The 22,855-nt window shown below is 35.9% G+C and carries 19 protein-coding genes and 1 tRNA gene; 7 read left to right on the top strand and 13 right to left on the bottom strand.

The genetic code is table 11. From position 1 onward, the window contains the following. Positions 1-149: 149 nt before the first annotated feature. The 3 genes from HGP29_RS01195 (at position 150) to priA (ending at position 4,314) form a co-directional block, all read left to right on the top strand. Entirely contained in the window at positions 150-917 is a 768-nt protein-coding gene (locus tag HGP29_RS01195; protein WP_168880480.1) for a peptidylprolyl isomerase, read from the top strand. 182 nt (positions 918-1,099) lie between these two features. Then, on the top strand, positions 1,100-1,774 hold the full coding sequence (tsaB, locus tag HGP29_RS01190) for a tRNA (adenosine(37)-N6)-threonylcarbamoyltransferase complex dimerization subunit type 1 TsaB (RefSeq protein ID WP_168880479.1): 675 nt from the start codon (positions 1,100-1,102) through the stop codon (positions 1,772-1,774). Positions 1,775-1,830: 56 nt separating this feature from the next. Continuing rightward, positions 1,831-4,314 carry a replication restart helicase PriA gene (gene priA, locus HGP29_RS01185; RefSeq protein WP_168880478.1) on the top strand — a complete coding sequence of 828 codons (2,484 nt, stop codon included), beginning with the start codon at positions 1,831-1,833 and terminating at the stop codon, positions 4,312-4,314. 77 nt (positions 4,315-4,391) lie between these two features. Here the strand turns inward: priA and HGP29_RS01180 are convergent, their stop codons facing one another. From HGP29_RS01180 to ccoS, 10 genes are all read right to left on the bottom strand, one after another. Further along, a complete protein-coding gene (locus HGP29_RS01180) occupies positions 4,392-7,523 on the bottom strand; it encodes a M4 family metallopeptidase (protein ID WP_168880477.1) in 3,132 nt (1,043 codons plus the stop codon). Between the two features lie 383 nt (positions 7,524-7,906). Further along, the gene (locus tag HGP29_RS01175; RefSeq protein ID WP_168880476.1) at positions 7,907-8,116 is read right to left on the bottom strand and encodes a cysteine-rich CWC family protein; all 210 of its coding nucleotides are present in this window, start codon (positions 8,114-8,116) and stop codon (positions 7,907-7,909) included. A 147-nt stretch (positions 8,117-8,263) separates the two neighbouring features. After that, positions 8,264-8,974, bottom strand: a complete 711-nt coding sequence (locus tag HGP29_RS01170) for a sulfite exporter TauE/SafE family protein (RefSeq protein WP_168880475.1) — start codon at positions 8,972-8,974, stop codon at positions 8,264-8,266. Positions 8,975-9,007: 33 nt separating this feature from the next. Then, a complete protein-coding gene (locus HGP29_RS01165; protein WP_168880474.1) occupies positions 9,008-9,448 on the bottom strand; it encodes a FixH family protein in 441 nt (146 codons plus the stop codon). A 17-nt stretch (positions 9,449-9,465) separates the two neighbouring features. Next, positions 9,466-11,079 carry a 4Fe-4S dicluster domain-containing protein gene (locus tag HGP29_RS01160; RefSeq protein ID WP_168880473.1) on the bottom strand — a complete coding sequence of 538 codons (1,614 nt, stop codon included), beginning with the start codon at positions 11,077-11,079 and terminating at the stop codon, positions 9,466-9,468. Positions 11,080-11,203: 124 nt separating this feature from the next. Continuing rightward, positions 11,204-12,085, bottom strand: a complete 882-nt coding sequence (locus HGP29_RS01155) for a cbb3-type cytochrome c oxidase N-terminal domain-containing protein (RefSeq protein WP_168880472.1) — start codon at positions 12,083-12,085, stop codon at positions 11,204-11,206. A 35-nt stretch (positions 12,086-12,120) separates the two neighbouring features. Next, positions 12,121-12,309: a hypothetical protein gene (locus HGP29_RS01150; protein ID WP_211093169.1), complete on the bottom strand. Its 189-nt coding sequence runs from the start codon at positions 12,307-12,309 to the stop codon at positions 12,121-12,123. Positions 12,310-12,349: 40 nt separating this feature from the next. After that, positions 12,350-12,550 (bottom strand): hypothetical protein, encoded by a 201-nt coding sequence (locus HGP29_RS01145; protein ID WP_168880470.1) that lies wholly within the window; start codon positions 12,548-12,550, stop codon positions 12,350-12,352. Positions 12,551-12,604: 54 nt separating this feature from the next. After that, positions 12,605-14,767 carry a cytochrome-c oxidase, cbb3-type subunit I gene (ccoN, locus tag HGP29_RS01140; RefSeq protein WP_168880469.1) on the bottom strand — a complete coding sequence of 721 codons (2,163 nt, stop codon included), beginning with the start codon at positions 14,765-14,767 and terminating at the stop codon, positions 12,605-12,607. Beyond that, on the bottom strand, positions 14,721-14,903 hold the full coding sequence (gene ccoS, locus HGP29_RS01135; protein WP_168880468.1) for a cbb3-type cytochrome oxidase assembly protein CcoS: 183 nt from the start codon (positions 14,901-14,903) through the stop codon (positions 14,721-14,723). The genes ccoN and ccoS overlap by 47 nt, the downstream gene beginning before the upstream one ends. Positions 14,904-15,433: 530 nt before the next feature. Between ccoS and HGP29_RS01130 the strand changes: the two genes are divergently transcribed. The 4 genes from HGP29_RS01130 (at position 15,434) to truA (ending at position 19,074) form a co-directional block, all read left to right on the top strand. Beyond that, positions 15,434-16,225 carry an endonuclease/exonuclease/phosphatase family protein gene (locus HGP29_RS01130; RefSeq protein ID WP_168880467.1) on the top strand — a complete coding sequence of 264 codons (792 nt, stop codon included), beginning with the start codon at positions 15,434-15,436 and terminating at the stop codon, positions 16,223-16,225. Positions 16,226-16,299: 74 nt separating this feature from the next. Continuing rightward, entirely contained in the window at positions 16,300-17,949 is a 1,650-nt protein-coding gene (locus HGP29_RS01125; protein ID WP_168880466.1) for a dipeptidyl-peptidase 3 family protein, read from the top strand. Between the two features lie 205 nt (positions 17,950-18,154). After that, positions 18,155-18,227: transfer RNA gene (locus tag HGP29_RS01120), tRNA-Trp, on the top strand. 85 nt (positions 18,228-18,312) lie between these two features. Further along, positions 18,313-19,074, top strand: a complete 762-nt coding sequence (gene truA / locus HGP29_RS01115) for a tRNA pseudouridine(38-40) synthase TruA (protein ID WP_168880465.1) — start codon at positions 18,313-18,315, stop codon at positions 19,072-19,074. 1 nt (position 19,075) lies between these two features. Here the strand turns inward: truA and HGP29_RS01110 are convergent, their stop codons facing one another. The 3 genes from HGP29_RS01110 to HGP29_RS01100 form a co-directional block, all read right to left on the bottom strand. Then, entirely contained in the window at positions 19,076-19,540 is a 465-nt protein-coding gene (locus tag HGP29_RS01110; protein WP_168880464.1) for a GNAT family N-acetyltransferase, read from the bottom strand. Positions 19,541-19,660: 120 nt separating this feature from the next. Further along, positions 19,661-20,641, bottom strand: coding sequence for a pyruvate dehydrogenase complex E1 component subunit beta (locus tag HGP29_RS01105; protein WP_168880463.1), 981 nt, complete (start codon positions 20,639-20,641; stop codon positions 19,661-19,663). A 305-nt stretch (positions 20,642-20,946) separates the two neighbouring features. Next, entirely contained in the window at positions 20,947-22,749 is a 1,803-nt protein-coding gene (locus tag HGP29_RS01100) for a tetratricopeptide repeat protein (protein ID WP_168880462.1), read from the bottom strand. Positions 22,750-22,855 lie beyond the last annotated feature (106 nt).

Here is a 22,855-nt window from a genome sequence, read left to right as displayed (position 1 = left end):
AACTTGGTGTTAATTAAAAAAGGTTTTCTGTTAACTCAATGTTACATAGAATCTAAAAATTCGTTATAAACAAAATATACACGCCTCAAGAATTGTTATTTTTCTGCGATTCTATACATTTGAGTAAACTTTTTTAATACAGACAGCCAATGTTAAGAAATTTCAAACTCAAATTATTCATACTTATTCTTGGTTTTATTGCATATTCTTGTAACGAAAATAATAGTAATAAATACACTAAACAGGAGTACGAAAAGAAAACTAAAGTCAACAGAACAATACCGAAGTTAGATGACACCAATATTATGAAAGTATTGGACTGGTATGGTCCTGAAAACCAAGAAACAATTGTATTGATCGAAACCAAATACGGTAATATTAAGCTTAAGCTTTATAAAGAAACATGGAAACACAGAGCCTCTTTTATCTTGCTAACAAAGAAAGGGTACTTTAACGATTCTCAATTTTATAGAGTTGTACCTAATTTCATTGCTCAAGGTGGAGACTCTGACGAACCTGATTTTAGAGTAAAGAAAAGAAAGGTCGGGAAGTATCATGTTCCAAATGAAATTGATCCAAGACGCTTTTTTCATAAGAGAGGTGCACTTTCAGCTGCTAGAGCTTATAAAAACAACCCTACTCGACAATCTACACCTTTCGATTTCTTTATTGTTCAAGGAAGAGAGGTAACAGAAGGCGACTTGCAAGCATCTGAACAGGAAAATGGTCTAGAATATACAGAGGAGCAAAAAAATATCTATAGAACAATAGGTGGCGATCCACATTTAGACGGTCAACACACTGTTTTTGGTGAAGTAATAGAAGGAATGGATGTAGTAGATAAGATTTGTGCTGTTCCTACTGAAGGTGAATGGCCATTAGATCCTATATTTATTAATGCAAAAGTTATTGAATAAATAAGTATCAGTAAACAAGGTTTGTACCCCCTATCTCCATTATAATTTACCGTGTTGTATTGGGGTGTCAAATTATTTGTTAACCGATAAGATCAAACTGAAATAGTATTTTTACTTTTGCAGTACTATTCCTAGAGATGTCGAGATCTCTTATATCATAAATTTTAAATCTTAAATCATCCATGATTTTAAGCATTGATACCTCCACTACTGTTTGTTCAGTAGCATTACATACATTAGAAGGTGAATTGTTGTCTTATTATGAGCAGCATATTGATAAGTCACACTCAGAATACCTTTCTGTAATGATCAAAAATATTACTGACAACGCAGGTATTGCAATGACTGATTTAAAAGCTGTTGCTGTTTCAGAAGGACCTGGTTCTTATACTGGTCTTCGAATTGGAGCTGCTACTGCAAAAGGATTATGCTATACTTTAGACATACCACTTATTGGAGTAAGTACATTGGCTTCTATGGCCTTGCAAGTTTCTTATTATGCAGAATCGGAGGATAATATTTGTCCTATGATTGATGCAAGAAGAATGGAAGTCTACACAGCATTATTTACAGCTGATATGAAAGAGATTCTTGCCCCTCAGCCAATGATCATGGATGAAAATAGTTTAAGTGATATTTCTGGTAGACTAGTATATTTTGGAAATGGAGCAGATAAATGTCAAGAGTTATTGGCTAGCAAACCATCCAAAATTATTAAGAACATCGTTCCTTCTGCACAATATATAGGAGAACTGGCACTAGAAAGTTTCCAGAAAGATGAATTCAAAGATGTTGCCTACTGGGAACCTGAATACCTAAAAGAGTTCCAAGCAACAACACCAAGAAAAAGACTGTAATAATTAGTATTACACTTTTTCTATCTCTTTACGATTTTTAGTCAATACCATTATATATGAAGTTTGCTGAAGTAATTCTTCCTGTTCCTATACCAAAAAGTTTCTGCTATAGTATCCCACCAATGATGGATGTGGCTATAGTGGTTGGTCACAGGGTACTGGTTGAGTTTGGAAACAGAAAAATGTATACGGGTATTGTTTCTGAAATTCATGATAAACATCCTGATAAGTACGAACCCAAACCTATTTTAGAGGTATTGGAAGTAGAACCCAGTGTAAACCCATCACAAATAAAACTTTGGAAATGGATCGCTGATTACTATATGTGTACTATTGGTGAAGTATTAAATGTAGCATTACCTTCAGGGTTAAAACTCAGTAGTCAATCATATATACAATTACATCCACATTTTATTATTCAAGAAAATCTTGAAATACTAAATGATCGGGAGTTTACTTTACTGTCTCATTTAGAAAAGGAACAGACTATTCCATATACTCAGGTAGGGAATATCATCCAGCTAAAGAGTCCATATAAAACCATTAAAGACCTTATTGCCAAAGAAGCAATTCTGTTAATTGAGCAGATAAAAGAAAAGTATAAGCCCAAGATGGAAAAGCGTATTCGATTAACTGAACAATACGCAGAAAACCCAGAGTCTTTGGATCAACTTTTCGAACAACTTGGCAAGAAAGCGAAACAAGAAGATGCGTTGCTTAAATACCTTACGCTAGTACCTGTACATGAAGATCATTTAAGCAACTACCATGGTGTAGCAAAAAAAGACTTTATCCACAGTGGAAGAGCATTATCTCCAAGTTCTGTGGGTACAATGACAAAAAATGGCATTTTTGAAGAGTTTGAACGTCAAATACCTCGCTATGAATTAACAGCTTCAGATAAGATGCAACCCACTCCACAATTATCTGATGCACAAAATGAATGCTTACATAAAACAATAAAAGGGCTAGAAGAAAAAAATGTTTGTCTTCTACATGGAGTGACAGGAAGTGGCAAAACTGAAATCTATTTACAATTAATACAAGGGGTAATCCAGAATGGAGAACAAGCCCTTTTTATGATTCCAGAAATTGCTTTAACCTCTCAATTAGTAAGAAGACTAAAAGTATATTTTGGTGATGTACTTGGTATTTATCATTCAAAATTTTCGGATAATGAAAGAGTTGAAACTTGGAAAGGTGTTCAAGAAGGACGTTTTCAAGTAGTCGTTGGTACACGATCTTCTTTATTCTTACCGTTTTCAGATCTTTCCTTAATTATTGTCGATGAAGAACATGATTCATCCTATAAAGCACATGACCCTGCCCCAAGATATCAAGGACGTGATTTAGCTTTAGTTTTGGCTCATTTTCATCATGCAAAAGTAGTTTTAGGTTCTGCTACTCCATCTCTAGAGAGCTTTTATCTTGCTGCCAAACAAAAATATGCCTACGCAGGATTAAGCGAAAGGTATGGTGATGCTCAGCTACCAGAAATTAAAATTATCGATATAAAGTCTAAAAGAAAGCAAAAGAAGATGAAGGACGATTTTTCTGATGATCTTCTTCAGACTTTACATCAAACGACCGAAGAAGGACATCAGGCAATCCTTTTTCAAAACAGAAGAGGTTATTCCCCTTATGTTACTTGTAATGTATGTAGTTGGGTTCCCACTTGCCCAAGTTGTAATGTAAATCTCACATATCATATCTATAAAAATGAATTGAGATGCCATTACTGCGGTCATAAAGAACATGTACCAAATACTTGCGTTTCCTGTGGTAGTACAGAAATTAAAACTGTCGGATTAGGAACACAAAAAGTAGAAGAAGGACTGAAAGATTACCTCACTGATTTAAGAGTTGGCCGTCTGGATTTAGACACCACTAGACGAAAACATAGTTATGAACAAATTCTGATAGACTTCGAACACGGTCATATCGATGTCTTAGTAGGTACACAAATGGTGACTAAAGGTTTAGACTTTAGTAATGTAAGAGTAGTAGGAATATTAGATGCAGATCGCTTATTGTATTTCCCAGATTTCAGAGCACATGAACGTGCTTTTCAACTTCTAACCCAGGTGAGTGGTAGAGCTGGACGAAGAGGTGAAAAGGGAACAGTAATATTACAAACAACCACTCCAAATGAAACCTTATTTGCTAAAGTAGCGAGGCATGATTACCGTAATTTCTACCGAAAAGAAATAGCAGAACGACAACAATATCATTACCCTCCATTCACTCGACTTATTAAATTAACTATAAGGAGTGAAAAACAGGAACTCACTAAAGAATCTGCACAATGGTTAGGCAACCGTTTAGTCAACTGGTTAGGTAGAAAACGGATCTTAGGACCTCAAGAGCCTAATATTAACAAGATTAGAAACTATTTCCTTTCTGAAATTCTCATCAAATTGGAAAGAGAGAATTTTGACCTTAAAAAAGCGAAGAATTATATACACCATGCCATTCTTCAACTTAAAGAGGAAAAGAACTTCAAAAGAGTATGGGTAACGATTGATGTTGACCCTAATTAAAAAAAGCTACTCCAAGAATCTTAGAGTAGCTTCACTATATTATTGATTATCTTCTAATTACTAACATTATAGGACAGTTATTCTACAATAAACTTCTTCGTTTGTGATTCAAGTTCATTGTTTATTTTGATCAAGTACATCCCCTTCTTTAATTGTTGAAGTGGTAATCTTGTATTTGACTCCGTAACAGGGATCGTAAGAATATTTTTCCCGTTTATACTGTAAATATTCATTATGCCATTCCCTACAAATGAACTCGCATTAATAGTTAGCATCGACGATGCTGGGTTTGGATAAATACTAAAGTCTCGGACCATCAATTCACTTTCTAAAGTTTCTACAGACTTTCGGCCTATGGATACCAATGGAGCATTAATTGTACTTCCAGAAGTAATGGTTACACTATAATCTTCTACCTCTCCATACGTAAACGATTCACATGGTGTGGAAACTGCTCCGTACTTCATTGCCACTCTCATCCTTGTCGTTCCAAGAACCGCTGTAGCTGGTATTGTCTGCGTTGACGTTAAATTGCCTGCACTACTTGAAGAACCTTGAACAAACAGCTCATTAGCATCTTCAAAATCTCCATCTTGATTGTAATCAATCCATATTGACCAATATACAGTATATCTCGTTCCTCTGAATCCTGCACTAAAATCTATGGTTTCGCTAGCCCCTCTTGTTAAAGTTCCTGGAGATAGACTTGTATAATCACCATAACCAGCATCTTTATTAGTACTATTATTTAAGCCACCAAAAGAGACATTGTCAATCCAGAAATAAGTATCGTTATTTCCATTTGAAGCACAGTAATTCAATGAACCACCATTACCGCTTGTTGTTGTAAATGTACTGGTAGCCGAGAACGACGATGCACCAGAAGTACAATTTGAAGAAACTTGTACCTCATAATTAGTTGACGCTGATAGTCCAGTTAATGTAGCTGTTTCACTTGTTGCAGTATATTGACTCCAAGTTCCACCACTTTCTCTTATTCTTAATGTATAATCATTCGCTGCTGATACTGCAGACCATGAAATATCTGTTGTTGTAGAAGTAGTATTATTTACCGATACATTAGAAGGTACATCACAAACTAATGGAGAACCGGTTGTGATTTCCACCGCATAATCTTCTACTTCACCATAATCAAATGTTTCACAAACAGTCTGACTTGCGTTGTACTTCATCGATACTCTCATTTTTGTTGATGCTGGTCCTACTGAAGCAGGAATTGTAATACTTCCTGTTACAGTTGTTGAACTTAAACTTCCGGCATCAAAAACAAGTTCATTGGCATCTTCAAAGTCTCCGTCTTCGTTAAAATCTATCCATATTTTCCAATACTCATCATAAGATGAATTCGAAAATCCTGGAGATAACGAAACATTATAGGAATTACCTGCTGCCAATGATACCGATTTAGACGACGAAAAGTCATTATATCCACCATTTGTACCAGTAGTATTCACAAGATCGGCCACTGTTACATTGGCAATCCACTCATAAGATGCATCATTACCTTTTGAAGCACAATATGCGATTGTTCCGTACTCGCTACCTACTCCAACAGCATACCAAGCATTTGTGGTTTGAACCACTTCGTTTGAACCCGACCCATATAAATCAATAGCAGATTGGATCGAAAAAGTTCTTGCATCTGCAAATGTGGAAGTAGAAGATAGATAAACAGCTTCTGTTCTATAAGCTATTTTTGCTGCTTTTTCGATACCTATAGCAGATACAGAATAACTACTTCCGATATCATTAGATCCCGTTTTTCCTACGGTAAGAATATAAAACCAATGGTTTAGTACACCACTATTTGTATGTACTCCACAATAATCATTACTCTGAGTTGGAGTGCCACAATTTGGATTCTTCCAATAAGATCCACCATAAGTATCCGGTTGTCCTTCGCTGTTAGGATCACTCATAGATCGTAAAGCTTGACTCGTTGATCTTCGTTCAATATCCTCTCCGATTAACCAAATATCTTTTTCTGGAGCTGCATATTGTTCAACACAAGCGGCCCAAATGTCGGAAAAACCTTCGTTCAAAGCTCCCGATTCTCTTTGATAGACTAGATTTGCTGTTGTTTCACAGATCGCATGTCCAATTTCATGGGCAGCAACATCCAAAGAAGTCAGTGCATCAAAATATGTATCACTACCATCTCCATAAGTCATTACCGATCCATTCCAAAATGCATTGTCATAAGCTTTATCATAGTGAACATAACTTTTTATGGTTGCCCCATTACCATCCCAACTATTTCTATTATGTGATGCAATAAAGTAATCGTAAGTCATCTGTGCCCCCCAATGAGCATCCAATGCTGCATTGTCTTTTTGGCTATTGTTCCATTCGCTTGATGACCAATTATTATCATTGTCTGTAAAATCTACAGCACTATTGTAATTAGTACCTGTGTTCATATCGTAAGTTTCGATACCATTACCTCTTGTGTAATCTCTTAATCGGTAGCTTCCGTTATATGAATCTGTTTTTGATGCTCTTGACCCTGAGTATCTTGTAGACAATGATCCATTCGCCTCTGCATGTTTAATTATTGGATTGATATGTACAATATCTCCAGTTTTCACATCCACATAAATGTAAGATCTACTTACTGGCTCCTCAGCATAAATGTCAAACTTGTATGCTAGAACAGGTTTTAAGCGGGTTTCTCTATCTGTAGCTTCATAATTTGGAACAATCACAAGCTCTCCTTTTGGATAAAAGGTTGCCAATTTTCCATTGGTCATTTTCTTTGCCATTTGTTCCTGATTTGGCATTTGCCACATGTATTTTGAAGCTCCAACATTTTTAATTGCAAGCGACAAAGCTTCCTCTTCAGAAATAGAAGGCTCAATAGTCTCCAAGGCAATTGAAGTTACATGATGAACGATAGAAAGTGGCTTTTCTCCTTTAAAATTTAGAGTATATCCTCCATACTCTACTTTTACATTCTGATAGAATTCTTGAAAACGTCTGTGACTTATACCAAGGGCATCAACTTTAGTATCAACTTGTCGAAAACTAGTAGCGGTTTTGAGTTGTAGTTTCTGTCGTAATACATTTTCTGTTTGTTGAAGGGAGATTGTTTTTCGACCATTGGACTGATCGAAAGAGATAAGTTCTTGTGCGTAAGAGCTTACCGTGATGATTCCAATAAGAATCACCGAGAGTAGTTGAGTTTTCATTCTGTAGTTAAATTATTGAATTGGATTTGTGCCTGTCGTGAGGCTTATTTAAGTGTTAGTAATTAGATTGATCAAACAATTAATAGCTGCACAAATATATTGAAGGTTATTTCATAAAAACAACTACCTGTTATCCAGCAAGGAGTAATCGTAAAGCAACGGTATTGATATAATCCAATAATTCAAAATTTAAAAAATGTTCAAACAAATAATAACTCTAAATGGTCGTATTTAACTATTCTATGACTTGTCAATCCTATTTCTTATCTACTTTCTCCATAAGAAAACTAGGGATTATACAATCGAAAAAAAATTCAAAAAAAATGAAAAAGCCATAAGAATAAAGATTCCTATGGCTTGGTAGATATATAAAGTTTCGGTTTTTACTTATCAACTAATTCTTCTTTTCTATACTGGATTTGTAATTCCAACATACATGCTGCACATAAGCATTCTTCATACTCTTGATGCATACGTTGCGTTTCTTCGTAAGTCATTTTTACTTCGTAACATTGGCATTGAGTGATATTCCCTACCTTACATTCGAAGTTTTTTTGACAACGCTGGCAAGTTTTGATCTCGTGTTTTGGCATTACGAAAAGATAAATTTATGGTTAGTATGCGGTAAATCCGCTTAGGTCTATTAAGAATATAATCATTTATTACTTCTAATAAATATACAATTTTTTTAGGAATTTCTTATAGTCTTTCCTTTAAAAAAATGATAAATCAAAAGAAGGTTAGTGACACTTCATTTCTACCTCTTCCATTGGCTTATCCGCCATTTGTTGAGAAGATTGGTGAATATTATATGCTCTCAATAGTAGTAAACCTCCCATTGCTAAAAACAGCACTGGATAAATACGACGTACCTGATTTCTGACTTTTGTTTCGATAAACTGACCAGCAACTGCAACAGCAAACATCATAGGTATAGTTCCTAAGCCAAACATAAACATATAACTCATACCTTCAGAAATGCTGCTTGTAGACAATGCTGCTATCATAGCCATATATACCAATCCACAAGGCAAGAAACCGTTCATTATTCCAATGGAAAAGAAGTTATACCACTTTGCATTTCTAAGGAATTTACCGAGCTGTTTCCTTACAAATTGAAACCACCCTCCTAAGAAAGGAATAAAGCTCAATAACTTATCAGGGTTTACAGCAAATATCCCAAAGGCCAACATCATTACTCCAAGAAAAGCTGTTAAATACACCTGATACCCAACTAACCAAGAGAGTCCTTGTCCTAATAAACCTGCAAACCCACCTAATAAAGTGTAAGTAGTCGCTCGTCCAAAATTATATAATAATCGATCAAAGACCTGTTGAGGACCTTGAGATTTCCCTCCTTGAATCGCTAAAGCTATAGGCCCACACATTCCCAAGCAATGGAAACTCCCAGCGAAACCCATACCTAATGCAGTGATATATAACTCGTTCATTTGTTGCTAATTATGAGATGATAAGTAGTATTACTAAATCACCAATGCTTTTTCAAATAAGTACTCTTTGCCATTGGCAGAAAAACTCATTTTTAATATCCATCGTCCTTTCATGATCCTACTTGCATCAATAGATTGAGCATTATCTTCATTTAATTTTAAAGGAACGTTGAAATCTAATCTATTATCAGAGGGTCTAAAAAACCTGATTTGACCTTTTACACTTTTTAATTCTGGTGGAAGAATAACATCAATATTTCCATCCTCCATATTCAAGGTAAGAACAGGAGCTTCTGATAAGGTATTGATATTTTCCTTTTGTTTCTGATGTATTTCATGCAATTGCTCTTCGGCATAATAGTCTTTTGATACCATATTTACAGGTACCGTAAACATCTTTATTACCATAGCAATGATAAAGGTTCCGAAGACCACAAATGCGATCACAACTCCCCAACCCCAATTTAATTTCATCGTATTATTTAATTTATCTATTTCTTCTTAATGGGACCCAAGAAATTGGTTGTCACTTCATCCAATACCTGATCTCCATTGATAATTCTTAATTTAATCTTGTTTTTCATACCATCAAGATCATTTGGGTTAATATCTATAAAGAAGGCTCCGTCTAGCTTACCTCCTTGTTTTAGAACCATCTGCCCACCTGCGATAGTGATCTTTCCTTCAGGATCAATTAATTCTACTTTCAAGTCATTATAATCAAAACTTGATTTATTGATCACATTAATGGTATACAGGTTTCGAATGTCTCCATTCTCTGCCTTTTGGTAAAGCATACCTGGCGCTCGAAGCACAGTTGTTTCAATATCATTTCTAGCTACTAAAGCATACATTACCGCAACAACTAACACTAAAAGCACTGCTGTGTATGCCTTTATTCTAGTAGTAAACTTAAATGGTTGTCCTTTTTCAATGTCATTGGCAGAAGCAAAACGGATTAAGCCTCTTGGCTTATCAATTTTGTCCATCACTTCATCACATGCATCAATACATGCAGTACAATTGACACATTCTAACTGAGTACCATTTCTGATATCAATACCTGTTGGACAAACATGAACACATAGTTTACAATCAATACAATCTCCTTGTGGCTGTTCTTCTGTGACAGAAGCATTAACGTCTTCTAAAGTCATCTTACGAACTTCCTCTTTCTTTTCTTCCTGTTTAGGAATCTCCTGAGCATCTGGCTTTTTTATTTCAGGAAGTGGAGCTCTTTTTGGTTTTGCTCTTCCAACAATCTTTTTGGTTTCTGTTCTTTCTGCAGAACCACAACCACCACATCCAGAAGGTGAAGTCGCTCTTTTCTTTTTCAGTTTTCCTCTTGGTTCACCTCTTACATGGTCATAAGAAATAACTATCGAATCTTTGTCTAAGAAAACTCCTTGTAATCGACCATAAGGACACACTTGGGTACAAGCTTGTTCTCTAAACCTTGCAAAGACAAAATAGAATACTGCAGCAAATCCAATATGTGCCAAGAATACAGGCCAATTTTCTTTTGGACGATGAGATACCATTTGTACTAACTCATCTCCTCCAATAATATAGCCCAATACCATGTTAGCAATCGCTAATGAGAAAATAATGAAGATAGTATGCTTCGATATCTTTTTAAGGTACTTCTCTTTTGTCCAAGGTCCTTTATCTAATTTTCTTTTCTGATTAGCATCCCCCTCAATCCAATATTCAATTCTACGGAATACCATTTCCATAAATACCGTCTGAGGACAAGTCCATCCACACCAAACTCTTCCATATACTACAGTGAATAGTACAATGAAGATGATCAGTGATATCATGATTAATACAAACACAAAGAAATCCTGAGGTACAAATAGCTGCCCTAAAATGACAAATTTTCTCTCAAGGATATTCATCATAAAGAAAGGCTGTCCATCAATTTTAACAAATGGACCCACAAAAAATAATGCGATCAGAATGTATGCTACCCACTTACGAGCATTATAATACCTACCACTAGGCTTTTTAGGATATAGCCAAACTCTTTTTCCATGCTCATCTACAGTCGAAATACTGTCTCTAAATGAATCTGGGTCTTGTGAATGCAGGTCTTGTCTCATGATTAATGAAGGAATGAAATCAGATTTTCAGGTATTTCATCAATATATGATGATATATTAATATATAAATAAGGTGAAAAGGGTAACCTATCATATAGACTACCCTTATCACTATTTAATTGTTTTATTCAGCAGCTACTTTTTCACCTTGAGGAGCTTTTCCGTTTGGAGGATTTGTTCCTTGTAAGCTTAAAATATAGCTTGATACTTGTTGCATTTGTTGAGGTGTTAACTTCGATTCCCAAGCTAACATACCTTTTTCAGTTACACCGTATTTAATTGTTTTGAAGATACTTGCTATATCTCCACCATGTAACCAATACTCATCTGTAAGGTTTGGACCAACGCCACCTTCACCTGCTCCACCATGACATGCTTTACAGTTGGCTTGGAAAAGCGTATTACCTTCAGCTAAGTCTCCTGCATCTGTCGATGCTTCGACATTTGTTTCATCAATAGCATTGGCCATTGTTGCAAGGTATTCCTTTTTGGCAATCTCAGCTCTTTCTACATCTGCATGATACTCAGCAATAGAAACTGGTTCACCATCGTCTTCTGCCCACCAGTGATAAACACCTAAGTAAACAAAACCACTTAGTACACAAATATAGAATAAGGCTTTCCACCAAGGTGGAAGATCGTTATCTAATTCTTGGATACCATCATAATTATGGTCCATTAAGATGTCTGCTTCCAAGGCCAATGGTTTTGCAGCATTCATCTTCTGCCAGAAGAACTGCCACCAACCTGTTTCTCCTTCTTTTTCGAAAGCGATATCTTCCTCAGTTTTTGGTAACGTTTTAAGGCTTTGTCTTACTACAAACAACAACCCTAAAGCAACAATCATAATCGCTAGGAATAATAATCCTAAGATTGTTACTAATGCAAAAACTAATGCGTCAAAGTTATCTATGCCGTAGATTAGCTGTTCTCCTTCGGCAAAAGCAGAATGCCCTGTCAGGGCTAGTACAGCTAACGCTAATATTTTTTTATTTGCAGATTTCATGATTCAATTCATTTTTGAGAGTCAAAGCAAAACTGCTATTGATCTGTCTGTTTTTTTGTAACAACAACCGTATAAAACACCAATGCCAATACTAGGAAGATCAAAAAGAAAATGACGATTGCAAAACCTAGTAAAGTGATTGCCCACTCACTTGCGTTCATTGATTGCAACATGCTCTCTGTTGATGACTGAGCAAATGTTGACGGTGCATTTAGCAGAATCATACCCAGCGTCATCACTAGGGTCATTAGGTGTCTCGAAAGTTTACTTAAATTCATTTGTGCTGTTATTATTTTCAGTATCATCGTCTAGATCTAAAGGCAAGCTGGATAATTCAGCAATAGATTCTTTTTTCATACGAAATGCGTACACACTCCAAGCAATGAAAAAAGTGAAAAAGATGATAAAACCAATCACTGGAAATATCTCGATATCTTCTATAGATCTAAGTACATCTTTATACATAACAATATTTTTAAAAGAGTGACTTCTACCAAAGCAGAAGTCACTACTTTATTATTATTTCAATGGAACTTCTGATGCTTTACTTGCATCAACACCTAAGCGTTGTAAGTAAGCAATCAAGGCTACGATTTCTTTGTGTGGTGCAGATTCAGCACCATCTTTAGATAAGCTCTCTGTGATAGATTTTGCTTGTTTCTCTAAATCGGCCACTGCTTTGTCCTCATATCCTTCTTCGTAAGGAACACCTAAATTTCTCATCAAATTAATTTGAGCAGGAACATCGTCCACAGAAATTTCGTCTTCCAATAACCAAGGGTATGATGGCATAATTGAACCAGGAGACATTGAACCTGGATCCAGCATATGGCTATAGTGCCACGAGTCTGGATATTTACCACCCACTCTTGCTAAGTCTGGACCAGTACGTTTAGAACCCCATTGGAATGGATGGTCATAAACAAATTCACCTGACTTAGAGTAGTCACCATAACGTTCAGTTTCTGAACGGAAAGGACGAATCATTTGAGAGTGACATAAGTAACAGCCTTCTCTAATATAAATATCACGACCTTTTAACTCTAAAGGAGTATATGGTTTTACTGTTGTAATTGTTGGAGTATTTGACTCTACAAAATAAGTAGGTAAGAACTCTACCAAACCACCAATTGAAATTGCAATTGTTGATAAAATGGTCATTTGGATCGGACGAGCCTCAATCCACTCATGCCATCTTTTTACTTTGTGAGAACCTTGTAATGCTGGAGCTGAAGCTTCTTCTTGTTCTAGTAAAGAACCTGATTTAGCTGTCATGTAGTAGTTATAAACTGCTACTAAAGCACCGATTACATATAATGCACCACCTAATGCTCTAAGCATATACATTGGTACAATCTGAGTTACTGTTTCAAGGAAGTTCGGGTACTTTAAGAATCCTTCTGGAGTAAAGTCTTTCCACATTAATGATTGTGTTAGACCTGCCCAATACATTGGTACTACATAGAATACAATACCTAATGTACCTAACCAGAAGTGAACGTTTGCCAACTTCAATGAGTGTAATTTTGTTCTGTACATTTTCGGGAACAACCAGTATAACATACCAAATGTTAAGAAACCGTTCCAACCTAATGCACCAACGTGAACGTGAGCAATTGTCCAGTCTGTATAGTGAGTAATTGCATTAACGTTTTTGAATGAAAGCATTGGACCTTCAAATGTTGCCATACCATATGCAGTAAGAGCAACCACCATAAACTTCAATACTGGCTCAGTACGAACTTTGTCCCAAACACCACGAAGTGTAAGTAAACCGTTCAACATACCACCCCAAGATGGAGCAATCAACATAACTGAGAATACTGTACCTAAAGATTGAGCCCAATCTGGTAATGCAGTATATAATAAGTGGTGAGGTCCTGCCCAGATATAGATAAAGATCAATGACCAGAAGTGAATGATCGAAAGTCTATACGAATAAACAGGTCTGTTTGCTGCTTTAGGTACGAAGTAGTACATCAAACCTAAATAAGGTGTGGTTAAGAAGAATGCTACGGCATTGTGACCGTACCACCACTGTACTAATGCATCTTGAACACCTGCAAAAACAGAATAAGAATTAAAGAATGATAATGGTAATGATAAACTGTTTACGATGTGAAGTACCGCTACTGTAACAAAAGTGGCAATATAGAACCAGATAGCTACATATAAGTGGCGCTCACGACGTTTGATCATTGTCATGATCATATTTAAACCAAAAACTACCCAAATGACAGCAATAGCAATATCAATTGGCCATTCTAACTCTGCATATTCTTTACCTTGAGTAAAACCTAAAGGTAATGTGATTAATGCGGCTAAAATGATTAATTGCCATCCCCAAAAATGTATCTTACCCAAAAGATCTGAGTACATTCTTGCTTTTAGCAATCTTGGTAATGAATAATAGATACCGGCAAACATACCATTACCAACAAAAGCGAAAATTACGGCGTTGGTGTGAAGTGGTCTAAGTCTACCGAACGTCAAAAACGACGTATCAAAATTGAAAATAGGGTTGGCAAGCTGTAAAGCTACTAATAGTCCCACGACCATACCGGCTACCCCCCAAAACATTGTCGCAATTGCAAAATTCTTTACAATTACGTTGTCGTACGAGAAATGCTCTAAATTAGCTTTCGTCGCTTCCGGTTTGTGTTGCTGTTCCTTGTCGATCATCTTCTTCGAATAATATTCGGATGCTTGGAGTGTACGTATCCTCGTACTGATTGGACTTCACCGACCAGATAAAAACTGCCAGAAATGTTAGTGCTACTATAAGACTAATTCCGATCAATACAACGATTGCACTCATAGATATTTAAAATAAAAGAGTTCCTTTAATATTACGCAAAGATAATTGTCAACCGTAAGGTCAGTGCATGACGGTTATCAACATAAAAAGCTGACTTTGGTCAATGTTTTGATATGTGTTTAAACATGAATGGATTAAATATATACACCTCAAACATGACTTATGTCATATTTGAATTATCTTTCCGTAATACATTAGTAATTTAAAAAATGAAATTGATTCAAAAGGTGACAAATAACAGGTATTCAAGTTTTTTTTCGCGGCAAATGATAAGATTATCAGGCGTTTTGCTTCTAATATTACTCTTACTAACTAATGTATCTACTAGTATATTCCCATTTTCTATATTTCTAGCATTAGGAACACCTATTTTGCTACTTTTTCTTTTTGTTGTATGTCTTATTGAAATCACTCAACAACAAAAGGGATACTTTATTTTTATAGGTATCTGTACAATAATTCTGTTATGGAAATCTGACATAACATGGAACATTTCTTCCGCAAAAAATTTAGATCAATCGGTCAGTATCATGAGTTATAATGTATCTGTTTTTAATACTTATAAATATCTCAATCATGACTACAAAGAATCCAAGGAGTTAATTCAATGGTTAAAGAAAGATCAAACAGATATTTATTGTTTTCAAGAATATTATAATAGCGACTCTATCACCAAAAAAGAAAACTCACTCTTTCAAACCAATAAAAGGTTAGGAAAAGATAAAGGATATTATTCTTACACTCCCCCATTTTTAACGAACCATATCAAGGCAACTTTTGGACTTGGCATATTTTCAAAATATCCTATTATACATCAAGCAGCTATTCCTTTTAAAGAAATAGGTGGCTCAGAAACCAATGGAATAATTTATTGTGATATAAAAGTCAACTCTCAAAAAGTGATCAGGGTATTTAACTGTCATTTTCAATCGATCGTTCTTGATAATGGAGAAAACCAGTATACATCTATTTTAGATAAAGGAATAAAAACATTAAAAAAGATCTACTTAGGTACTCTATTAAGAGAACACCAATTCAATATTTTATATCAGAACATACTTAATAGTCCGTATCCTGTGATCGTTTGTGGAGACTTTAATGAACCTCCTTCTGCTTACGGATATAGTTTAATTAATAAAAAGTTGACCAACTCATTTAATGAAGCTGGACAAGGTTTGGGTTATACTTTAAGAGATTTACCCTTTAGAATTGATCAAATTTTTCATTCCACATCACAATTGAAAAGTATTGATTTCAAAGTGTTTTCAGAAAATAAATTATCTGATCACTACCCTATAAGAACAAGAATCACCTATGAATAACATCTAAGAAACAGGATTTCACCTTATATTCGCATATTCAATAGAATCATATAAATACAAAACATATAACAGCAATGAAGAAAACTACTCTATTAGTAGGTTTAGCTTTTGGTGCGTCCTTTTTTACAGGATGTGCAACTTCAGAACAACATGGAGACAAACAAGAGGTAGCTTCTGTTCCAAAAGTAGATCATTTGGTAGACTACACTGATTTCACACTAACAGCAGATTTATCCAAGTTATCTTCTAACCAAAAGAAGATGATCAAGAAAATGATTCAGGTAAGTGAAATCATGGACAACATTTTCTGGAAACAAGCCTACGGTGACAAAAACTCATTTATCGAGTCATTAAAAACACCAGAACTTAAAAGGTACGCTGAGGTCAACTACGGACCTTGGGATAGATTGCAAGACAACCGTCCTTTTGTTGATGGCGTAGGCACAAAACCAATTGGAGCCAATTTCTATCCAAAAGACATGACCAAGGAGGAGTTCTCTAAACTTCAAAATCAGGAGAAGTCAAGTTTATATACTGTTGTGATCAGAGATTCTAGAGGTGAACTAAAAGTAGTACCTTACTCAAAAGAGTATAAAGCAGAGCTTGACAAAGCATCTTCATTACTTTTAGAATGTGCTCAATTAGCAAAAGATCCAGGGCTAAAAAAATATCTTGAGTTAAGAGCAAAGGCGTTCTTATCTAACGATTATTTTCAATCTGATCTAGCTTGGATGGATATGAAAACCAACCCAATTGATTTTGTAGTGGGGCCTATTGAAAACTACGAAGATAAACTTTATGGCTATAAGACCTCTTTTGAAGGGTATGTATTGATAAAGGATATGGAATGGTCGAAGAAACTAGAAAAGTTTGCTTCTTTCTTACCAGAATTACAGAAAGGTCTTCCTGTAGAAAACAAATATAAAACAGAATTACCGGGTACAGATTCTCAACTGAATGCATACGATGTTGTGTATTATGCAGGAGATTGTAATGCAGGCTCAAAGACTATCGCTATCAACTTACCAAATGATGAGCGTGTACAAGAACAGAAAGGTTCTCGTCGTCTTCAGCTAAAAAATGCCATGAGAGCAAAGTATGAAAAAATACTTGTACCTATCTCAGAAGTTTTGATTGACCCATCTCAACGTCAACACATCACTTTTGATGCATTCTTTGCAAATACTATGTTCCATGAAGTTGCTCATGGTTTAGGTATCAAAGGTACTATCAACGGCAGAGGAACAGTTCGTAAAGCTTTAAAAGAACATGCTTCAGCATTAGAAGAAGGTAAAGCTGATATTTTAGGTCTATATATGGTTTCTCAATTGCATAAGAAAGGAGAGATCGATGGTAAAATGGAAGATTATTACACTACTTTCTTAGCAGGTATCTTCCGTTCAGTTCGTTTCGGTGCAGCTTCAGCTCATGGTGTAGCAAATATGATTCGTTTCAATTTCTTTAAAGAACATGGTGCTTTCCAATATGACGAGGCCTCAGGTTACTACATGGTAAACTATGAGAAGATGGAAGAAGCGATGAATGCACTTTCAGCAAAAATCCTTACACTACAAGGAAATGGTGATTACCAAGGGGTCGCTGAGTTAGTAAAATCTCATGGTAAAATCACTTATGATTTACAAAAAGACCTAGATAGAATTGACGATGCTAACATTCCTACAGATGTGATCTTTAACCAAGGTGTTGAAGTTTTAGGTTTGTAAAGTAAATCACTTATCATCATTTTGATTGAAGTAGTATTTTCTTTAAATCAAATGGTAAAATCACAAAAAACGGGGTTAATGACACTATTAACGCCGTTTTTTTATTCCTCATAATGAATCGGTTACTACTAATCGTTTATTTTTTTCATAGTATTATTTGGATTAAAATCAGAATCCCGTTAATATTGCAACGTCTTAATGACACACGGGCATAGCTCAGCTGGTAGAGTTACGGTCTCCAAAACCGCAGGTCGTGGGTTCGAATCCTACTGCCCGTGCTAACCGCAAAATCTTTCGAGGTTTTGCGGTTTTTTTATATCAAAAAATTAAATTGGTATTCGTTCTAATTAATCCACTTATCCTATGAGATATTTCGCAGAAATCGCCTACTTAGGTTCCAATTACCACGGATGGCAAGTTCAACCAAATGCCAAAACAGTTCAAGGTGATTTAGACTTTGTACTAAGCAAATTGTTGCGAACAGAAATCAATACTATTGGAAGTGGTAGAACAGATACAGGCGTACACTGTGCCCAACAATACGCTCAATTTGACATTGACGAGGATTTAAATGGCAAAAACTTCCTACATAGAGCTAACTCATTTCTAAACAATGACATTGCCATAAAAAGCCTTTGGGAAGTGAAAAAAGATGCTCATGCTCGTTTTGATGCTATCAAAAGAAGCTACAGATACGATATCGTTTTGGAAAAATCGCCTTTTAAACAAGGACTGATTTGGCAGTATTTCAGACAACCCGATTTTGATAAACTTCAAGAAGCTGCAAATGTATTATTAGAATTTGAAGACTTTACTGCTTTTTCAAAAATGCATGCAGATGTAAATACACACATTTGTGATATTATGTCTTCATCATGGACAAAAGAAGGGAACAATTTATCATTTCATATCACAGCCAACCGCTTCCTTAGAGGCATGATACGTATCATTGTTGGAAATATGATGGAAGTAGGAATGGGTAGAATGTCCATCGACTATATGCGTGAAACATTAGCCTTAAAAGACCGCAAGAGAGCTGCCAAATATTTAGCTCCTGGGCAAGGGTTATTCTTATCAGAAGTTATTTATCCTGAGGATACATTTATTAGAGAAATCTTTGACTAAGCTATCCCATTTCTAAAATGATTGACTTGGGTATAAAACCTTGCTTTCTATAAAATTCAACAACCGTTTCATTTTCGATACCCACCGCTAATTTTCGGACTTTTACATTTTTATAATTGAACCAACTCATGGCCTCTTGCATTAATTGTGTACCAAGCCCCTCTCCTCTATACTCTTCTTCCACATAAAGTGATTCTACTTCACCAACACTAGGGTCTAACCTGTGTACACTAGCAATCAAATACCCTAAGAGCTGTAGTTCTGTCTTTACAGTTAAAACGATTAGATCACAAGCTTTATCCTTTAGCTTGTTCTTTCGTCTTACCCAATCAGAATCTGAGGGTTCAATATGTATTTGGTGTCTTAGAAAATGATGATGTGCATATAATTTCTTCCAAAGAAAATCTACTTCATCTATGGTCGTTATATCATTTAATCGAATTGTATATTGGTTAATTGTGGTCATATCAAGAGATATTATTAGTTTCTTAGCCGCTTTATAAAAGAATAAAGCCTCTTATCTCAAATTTAATTGATATAAGAGGCTTTTTCTATGTTCTAGATAACCTAAAGTATATAACCTAGATTACTTTCTGTACATTACCTTTTTCACTGCATCTACAGTACGCTCAACATTTGGTAAGATCTCTTCGATCAATGTTGGTGCATATGGAAGTGGAACATCTTTAGAAGCCACTCTTACTACTGGAGAATCTAAGTGATCAAATGCGTGAAGTTGGATGTGGTGAGAAATTTCTGATGAAATTGACGCTAATGGCCAAGCTTCTTCTACCACTACTAAACGGTTTGTTTTCTTCACTGATTTAAGGATTGCTTCATAATCGATTGGTCTTACAGTACGTAAGTCGATTACTTCAACAGAGATACCTTCTTTTTCTAACTGCTCAGCTGCTTTTGTGATTACGTGAACCATTTTACCAAAAGAAACTAAAGTTACGTCAGTACCTTCCTGAATGACGTTAGCAACACCTAGAGGAATGATATACTCGCTCTCAGGTACCTCACCTTTATCAGCATACATCAATTCAGATTCCATAAAGATAACAGGATCGTTATCTCTAATAGAAGCCTTTAAAAGACCTTTTGCATCATAAGGATTAGATGGTACAACAACTTTAAGACCTGGAGTATTTGCATACCAGTTTTCAAAGTTTTGTGAGTGCTGAGCACCTAATTGACCCGCATTACCAGTTGGTCCACGGAATACCATTGGAGCTGAATACTGACCACCAGACATAGACAAGATCTTTGCCGCACTGTTGATAATTTGGTCAATAGCTACCAATGAGAAGTTAAATGTCATGAACTCTACGATCGGACGAATACCATTCATTGCAGCACCTACGCCGATACCAGCGAAACCAAGCTCTGCAATTGGAGTATCGATTACACGGTCTGGACCAAATTCGTCCAACATACCTTGAGTAACTTTATATGCTCCATTGTACTCTGCAACTTCCTCACCCATGATAAATACGTCTTTATCACGGCGCATCTCTTCTTGCATTGCCTCTCTAAGAGCCTCTCTGAATTGAATTTCTCTCATTACTTATTAAAAGTTCTGCTAATTATATCAGTATTTTCGTTTTCGGATGCCAAGATAATAAGTTTTCCCCTATTTTTTAATAGTTAAGGGTAAAGGATTCGAGGAAAAAAGAACATTCGTCATTAAAAATTGATAATTGACGATAGATAATTATAAAATCTTCATCGGAAGCCTACTTTTCAAGAAAGAGAAAGCATTTTTGGCTCCAATATTCTAAACGATTTAAAAATACAATAGAGATAAAATAAAAAAGGACTTACCTTCGAAGAAGTAAGTCCTTTTTGTTAGGATTGTATGTTTACAAACTACTTAGTAGCAGCTTGGAAATCTGCATTTTCCCATAAAGCGAAGAACTCAAGATCTTGAGCCGCTTTAGTTTTCAAGTCGCCAGCAGCTTTGATTTCTTTGATTGCTTCGTCTGCTTTAGATTGTCTTGCAGCAACGATAGCTAAACCATAGTGTGCCCACGCGTTGTCTTGAGCAGAGATAGACTCACCGAATGCTGAAGAAGCTTGAGAGAAATCAGAAGCACCTGATTTTTCAGCTTTCAACAAGTAAGCTAAACCTTTGTCATAAACAACAGTAGCGTCGTCACCTGCAGATGATAAGTACTGGATAGCACCATCGTAATCACCTTCAGATAAAGCTACATAACCTTTTACAGCGTTTGCTGTAGCAGCTACTGATGGGTTGCTAGAGTTTGCTTTAGCGATATCCGCTTGAGCACCAGCAACGTCACCTTTTGTTAATTTAGCACCAGCTAAGTTAGCGTAAGCTTCTGGCATGTTGTTAGACTTAGCAGCAGTCTCGAAGTGAGGAATTGCTTTGTCAATTAATGCAGCAGCGTCACCACCAGCTTTAGCTTGAGCGAAATAAGTTGCACCTAAGTTGTTATGAGCGATTGGAGAATCGTCTTTTCTGATTGCAGCTTCGTAGATTTTAACTTTAGCGTCTAAATCTGTAGCGAAGTGAGCAGCATATAATAACTCAGGAGTAGTTAACGAATCTAATGCCATTTGACCATCAGCGATGCTAGCAGCACGAGATTTGATAACTTCTGGATCTAACTTGTCTTTGATCTGTAAGATCTCAGAGTTAGCATTACGTAATGGTGGGTATACGTAACGGAATAACTTCTTGTAAGAAGCTAAAGATTGTAACTTTAATTGCTTAGAAACGAAATCACCTGAACCGTTAACTACAGACATGATTTCATCTTTCTCAGCATCAGTAAACTTGTCTGAATCTTTCAAGATAGCCTTGAAAGCAGACCAGTTTTCTACTACTGGCTTAGTTACGAATTGAGGAGCTTGATCTTCCTCAACTTTATATTTTTTCATCAAAGACTGGTAGTATGACTCAACAGCCTCTGGACGCTTATTAGCTAATTTTGTGTTCGCCTCAGTTGAACCTTCAGGAGAGTGAGAACCTGTAATAGTTACAGTTCTTGTAGGGTTGTTAGCAGAAACATACTCTGTTAACACTTTACCTTGATCACCTCTCTTCTCAGAAGAACGTAATACTGATGAACCTTGAGTGAAGTAGAACTCAACATTAGTTGGGATATACTCCTCTGAATCATTGTAACCATGGTCAGCATAGTTAGCAATAAATACAGGTTGGTAATTTTTAGCCGTTGTGATAACACCTTGACCTAAACCGTTTGGCATAGCAGCAAAAGCACCGTCATTAGATTCTTTTACTTTTTGGTTTTTCACTTTAGTAGCACGACCTAAGTACTCTAACTGACCTCTTTCGAACTTATCTTCGTAAGCAAACGCCATACGCTCGCTTAATGCAGGAGTTGCCTCTGGAGCATCAGCATAATCATCCCCGTTGAAAGATACAACACCAACTTCAATTGGCTCAGCATCGTTAGGGTTGTATTGTACAACAACGTCGTAAGTGTAACCTTTCTTTAATAACTTAGGAGGAAGTTTAGTCTCAATATCAAAGACTACAGAATCACCGTGTAATTCTAACGGCGATGGGTTGATTGTCATTCCTTGCTCTTCAGCCATTTGATTCACGTCTACGTTAGAGCAGTTCGTGAAGAATAATGTGCCTGCTGCAAGTACAGTAGACAAAGCACTAGTGTATTTGTTCATAATCGTCATCCAAATTTTTCTATTTCTAGATTTCGCAATTTACCTGTCAATTAGGCAAATTACATATTCACAGTACAAATCTTAACTTTTTTTAGAATTTATATCT

The organism is Flammeovirga agarivorans (genome assembly GCF_012641475.1).
Lineage (GTDB): Bacteria > Bacteroidota > Bacteroidia > Cytophagales > Flammeovirgaceae > Flammeovirga > Flammeovirga agarivorans.
Note: the sequence above shows the minus strand (reverse complement) of the source record. Positions and strands in the feature narration are given on the sequence as shown.

Excerpts from the sequence above, each read along its gene's own strand:
- HGP29_RS01195 (WP_168880480.1), top strand. The coding sequence starts at position 150 with ATGTTAAGAAATTTCAAACTCAAATTATTCATACTTATTCTTGGTTTT.
- tsaB (WP_168880479.1), top strand. The coding sequence starts at position 1,100 with ATGATTTTAAGCATTGATACCTCCACTACTGTTTGTTCAGTAGCATTA.
- priA (WP_168880478.1), top strand. The coding sequence starts at position 1,831 with ATGAAGTTTGCTGAAGTAATTCTTCCTGTTCCTATACCAAAAAGTTTC.
- HGP29_RS01180 (WP_168880477.1), bottom strand. The coding sequence starts at position 7,523 with ATGAAAACTCAACTACTCTCGGTGATTCTTATTGGAATCATCACGGTA.
- HGP29_RS01175 (WP_168880476.1), bottom strand. The coding sequence starts at position 8,116 with ATGCCAAAACACGAGATCAAAACTTGCCAGCGTTGTCAAAAAAACTTC.
- HGP29_RS01170 (WP_168880475.1), bottom strand. The coding sequence starts at position 8,974 with ATGAACGAGTTATATATCACTGCATTAGGTATGGGTTTCGCTGGGAGT.
- HGP29_RS01165 (WP_168880474.1), bottom strand. The coding sequence starts at position 9,448 with ATGAAATTAAATTGGGGTTGGGGAGTTGTGATCGCATTTGTGGTCTTC.
- HGP29_RS01160 (WP_168880473.1), bottom strand. The coding sequence starts at position 11,079 with ATGAGACAAGACCTGCATTCACAAGACCCAGATTCATTTAGAGACAGT.
- HGP29_RS01155 (WP_168880472.1), bottom strand. The coding sequence starts at position 12,085 with ATGAAATCTGCAAATAAAAAAATATTAGCGTTAGCTGTACTAGCCCTG.
- HGP29_RS01150 (WP_211093169.1), bottom strand. The coding sequence starts at position 12,309 with ATGATTCTGCTAAATGCACCGTCAACATTTGCTCAGTCATCAACAGAG.
- HGP29_RS01145 (WP_168880470.1), bottom strand. The coding sequence starts at position 12,550 with ATGTATAAAGATGTACTTAGATCTATAGAAGATATCGAGATATTTCCA.
- ccoN (WP_168880469.1), bottom strand. The coding sequence starts at position 14,767 with ATGATCGACAAGGAACAGCAACACAAACCGGAAGCGACGAAAGCTAAT.
- ccoS (WP_168880468.1), bottom strand. The coding sequence starts at position 14,903 with ATGAGTGCAATCGTTGTATTGATCGGAATTAGTCTTATAGTAGCACTA.
- HGP29_RS01130 (WP_168880467.1), top strand. The coding sequence starts at position 15,434 with ATGAGTTATAATGTATCTGTTTTTAATACTTATAAATATCTCAATCAT.
- HGP29_RS01125 (WP_168880466.1), top strand. The coding sequence starts at position 16,300 with ATGAAGAAAACTACTCTATTAGTAGGTTTAGCTTTTGGTGCGTCCTTT.
- truA (WP_168880465.1), top strand. The coding sequence starts at position 18,313 with ATGAGATATTTCGCAGAAATCGCCTACTTAGGTTCCAATTACCACGGA.
- HGP29_RS01110 (WP_168880464.1), bottom strand. The coding sequence starts at position 19,540 with ATGACCACAATTAACCAATATACAATTCGATTAAATGATATAACGACC.
- HGP29_RS01105 (WP_168880463.1), bottom strand. The coding sequence starts at position 20,641 with ATGAGAGAAATTCAATTCAGAGAGGCTCTTAGAGAGGCAATGCAAGAA.
- HGP29_RS01100 (WP_168880462.1), bottom strand. The coding sequence starts at position 22,749 with ATGAACAAATACACTAGTGCTTTGTCTACTGTACTTGCAGCAGGCACA.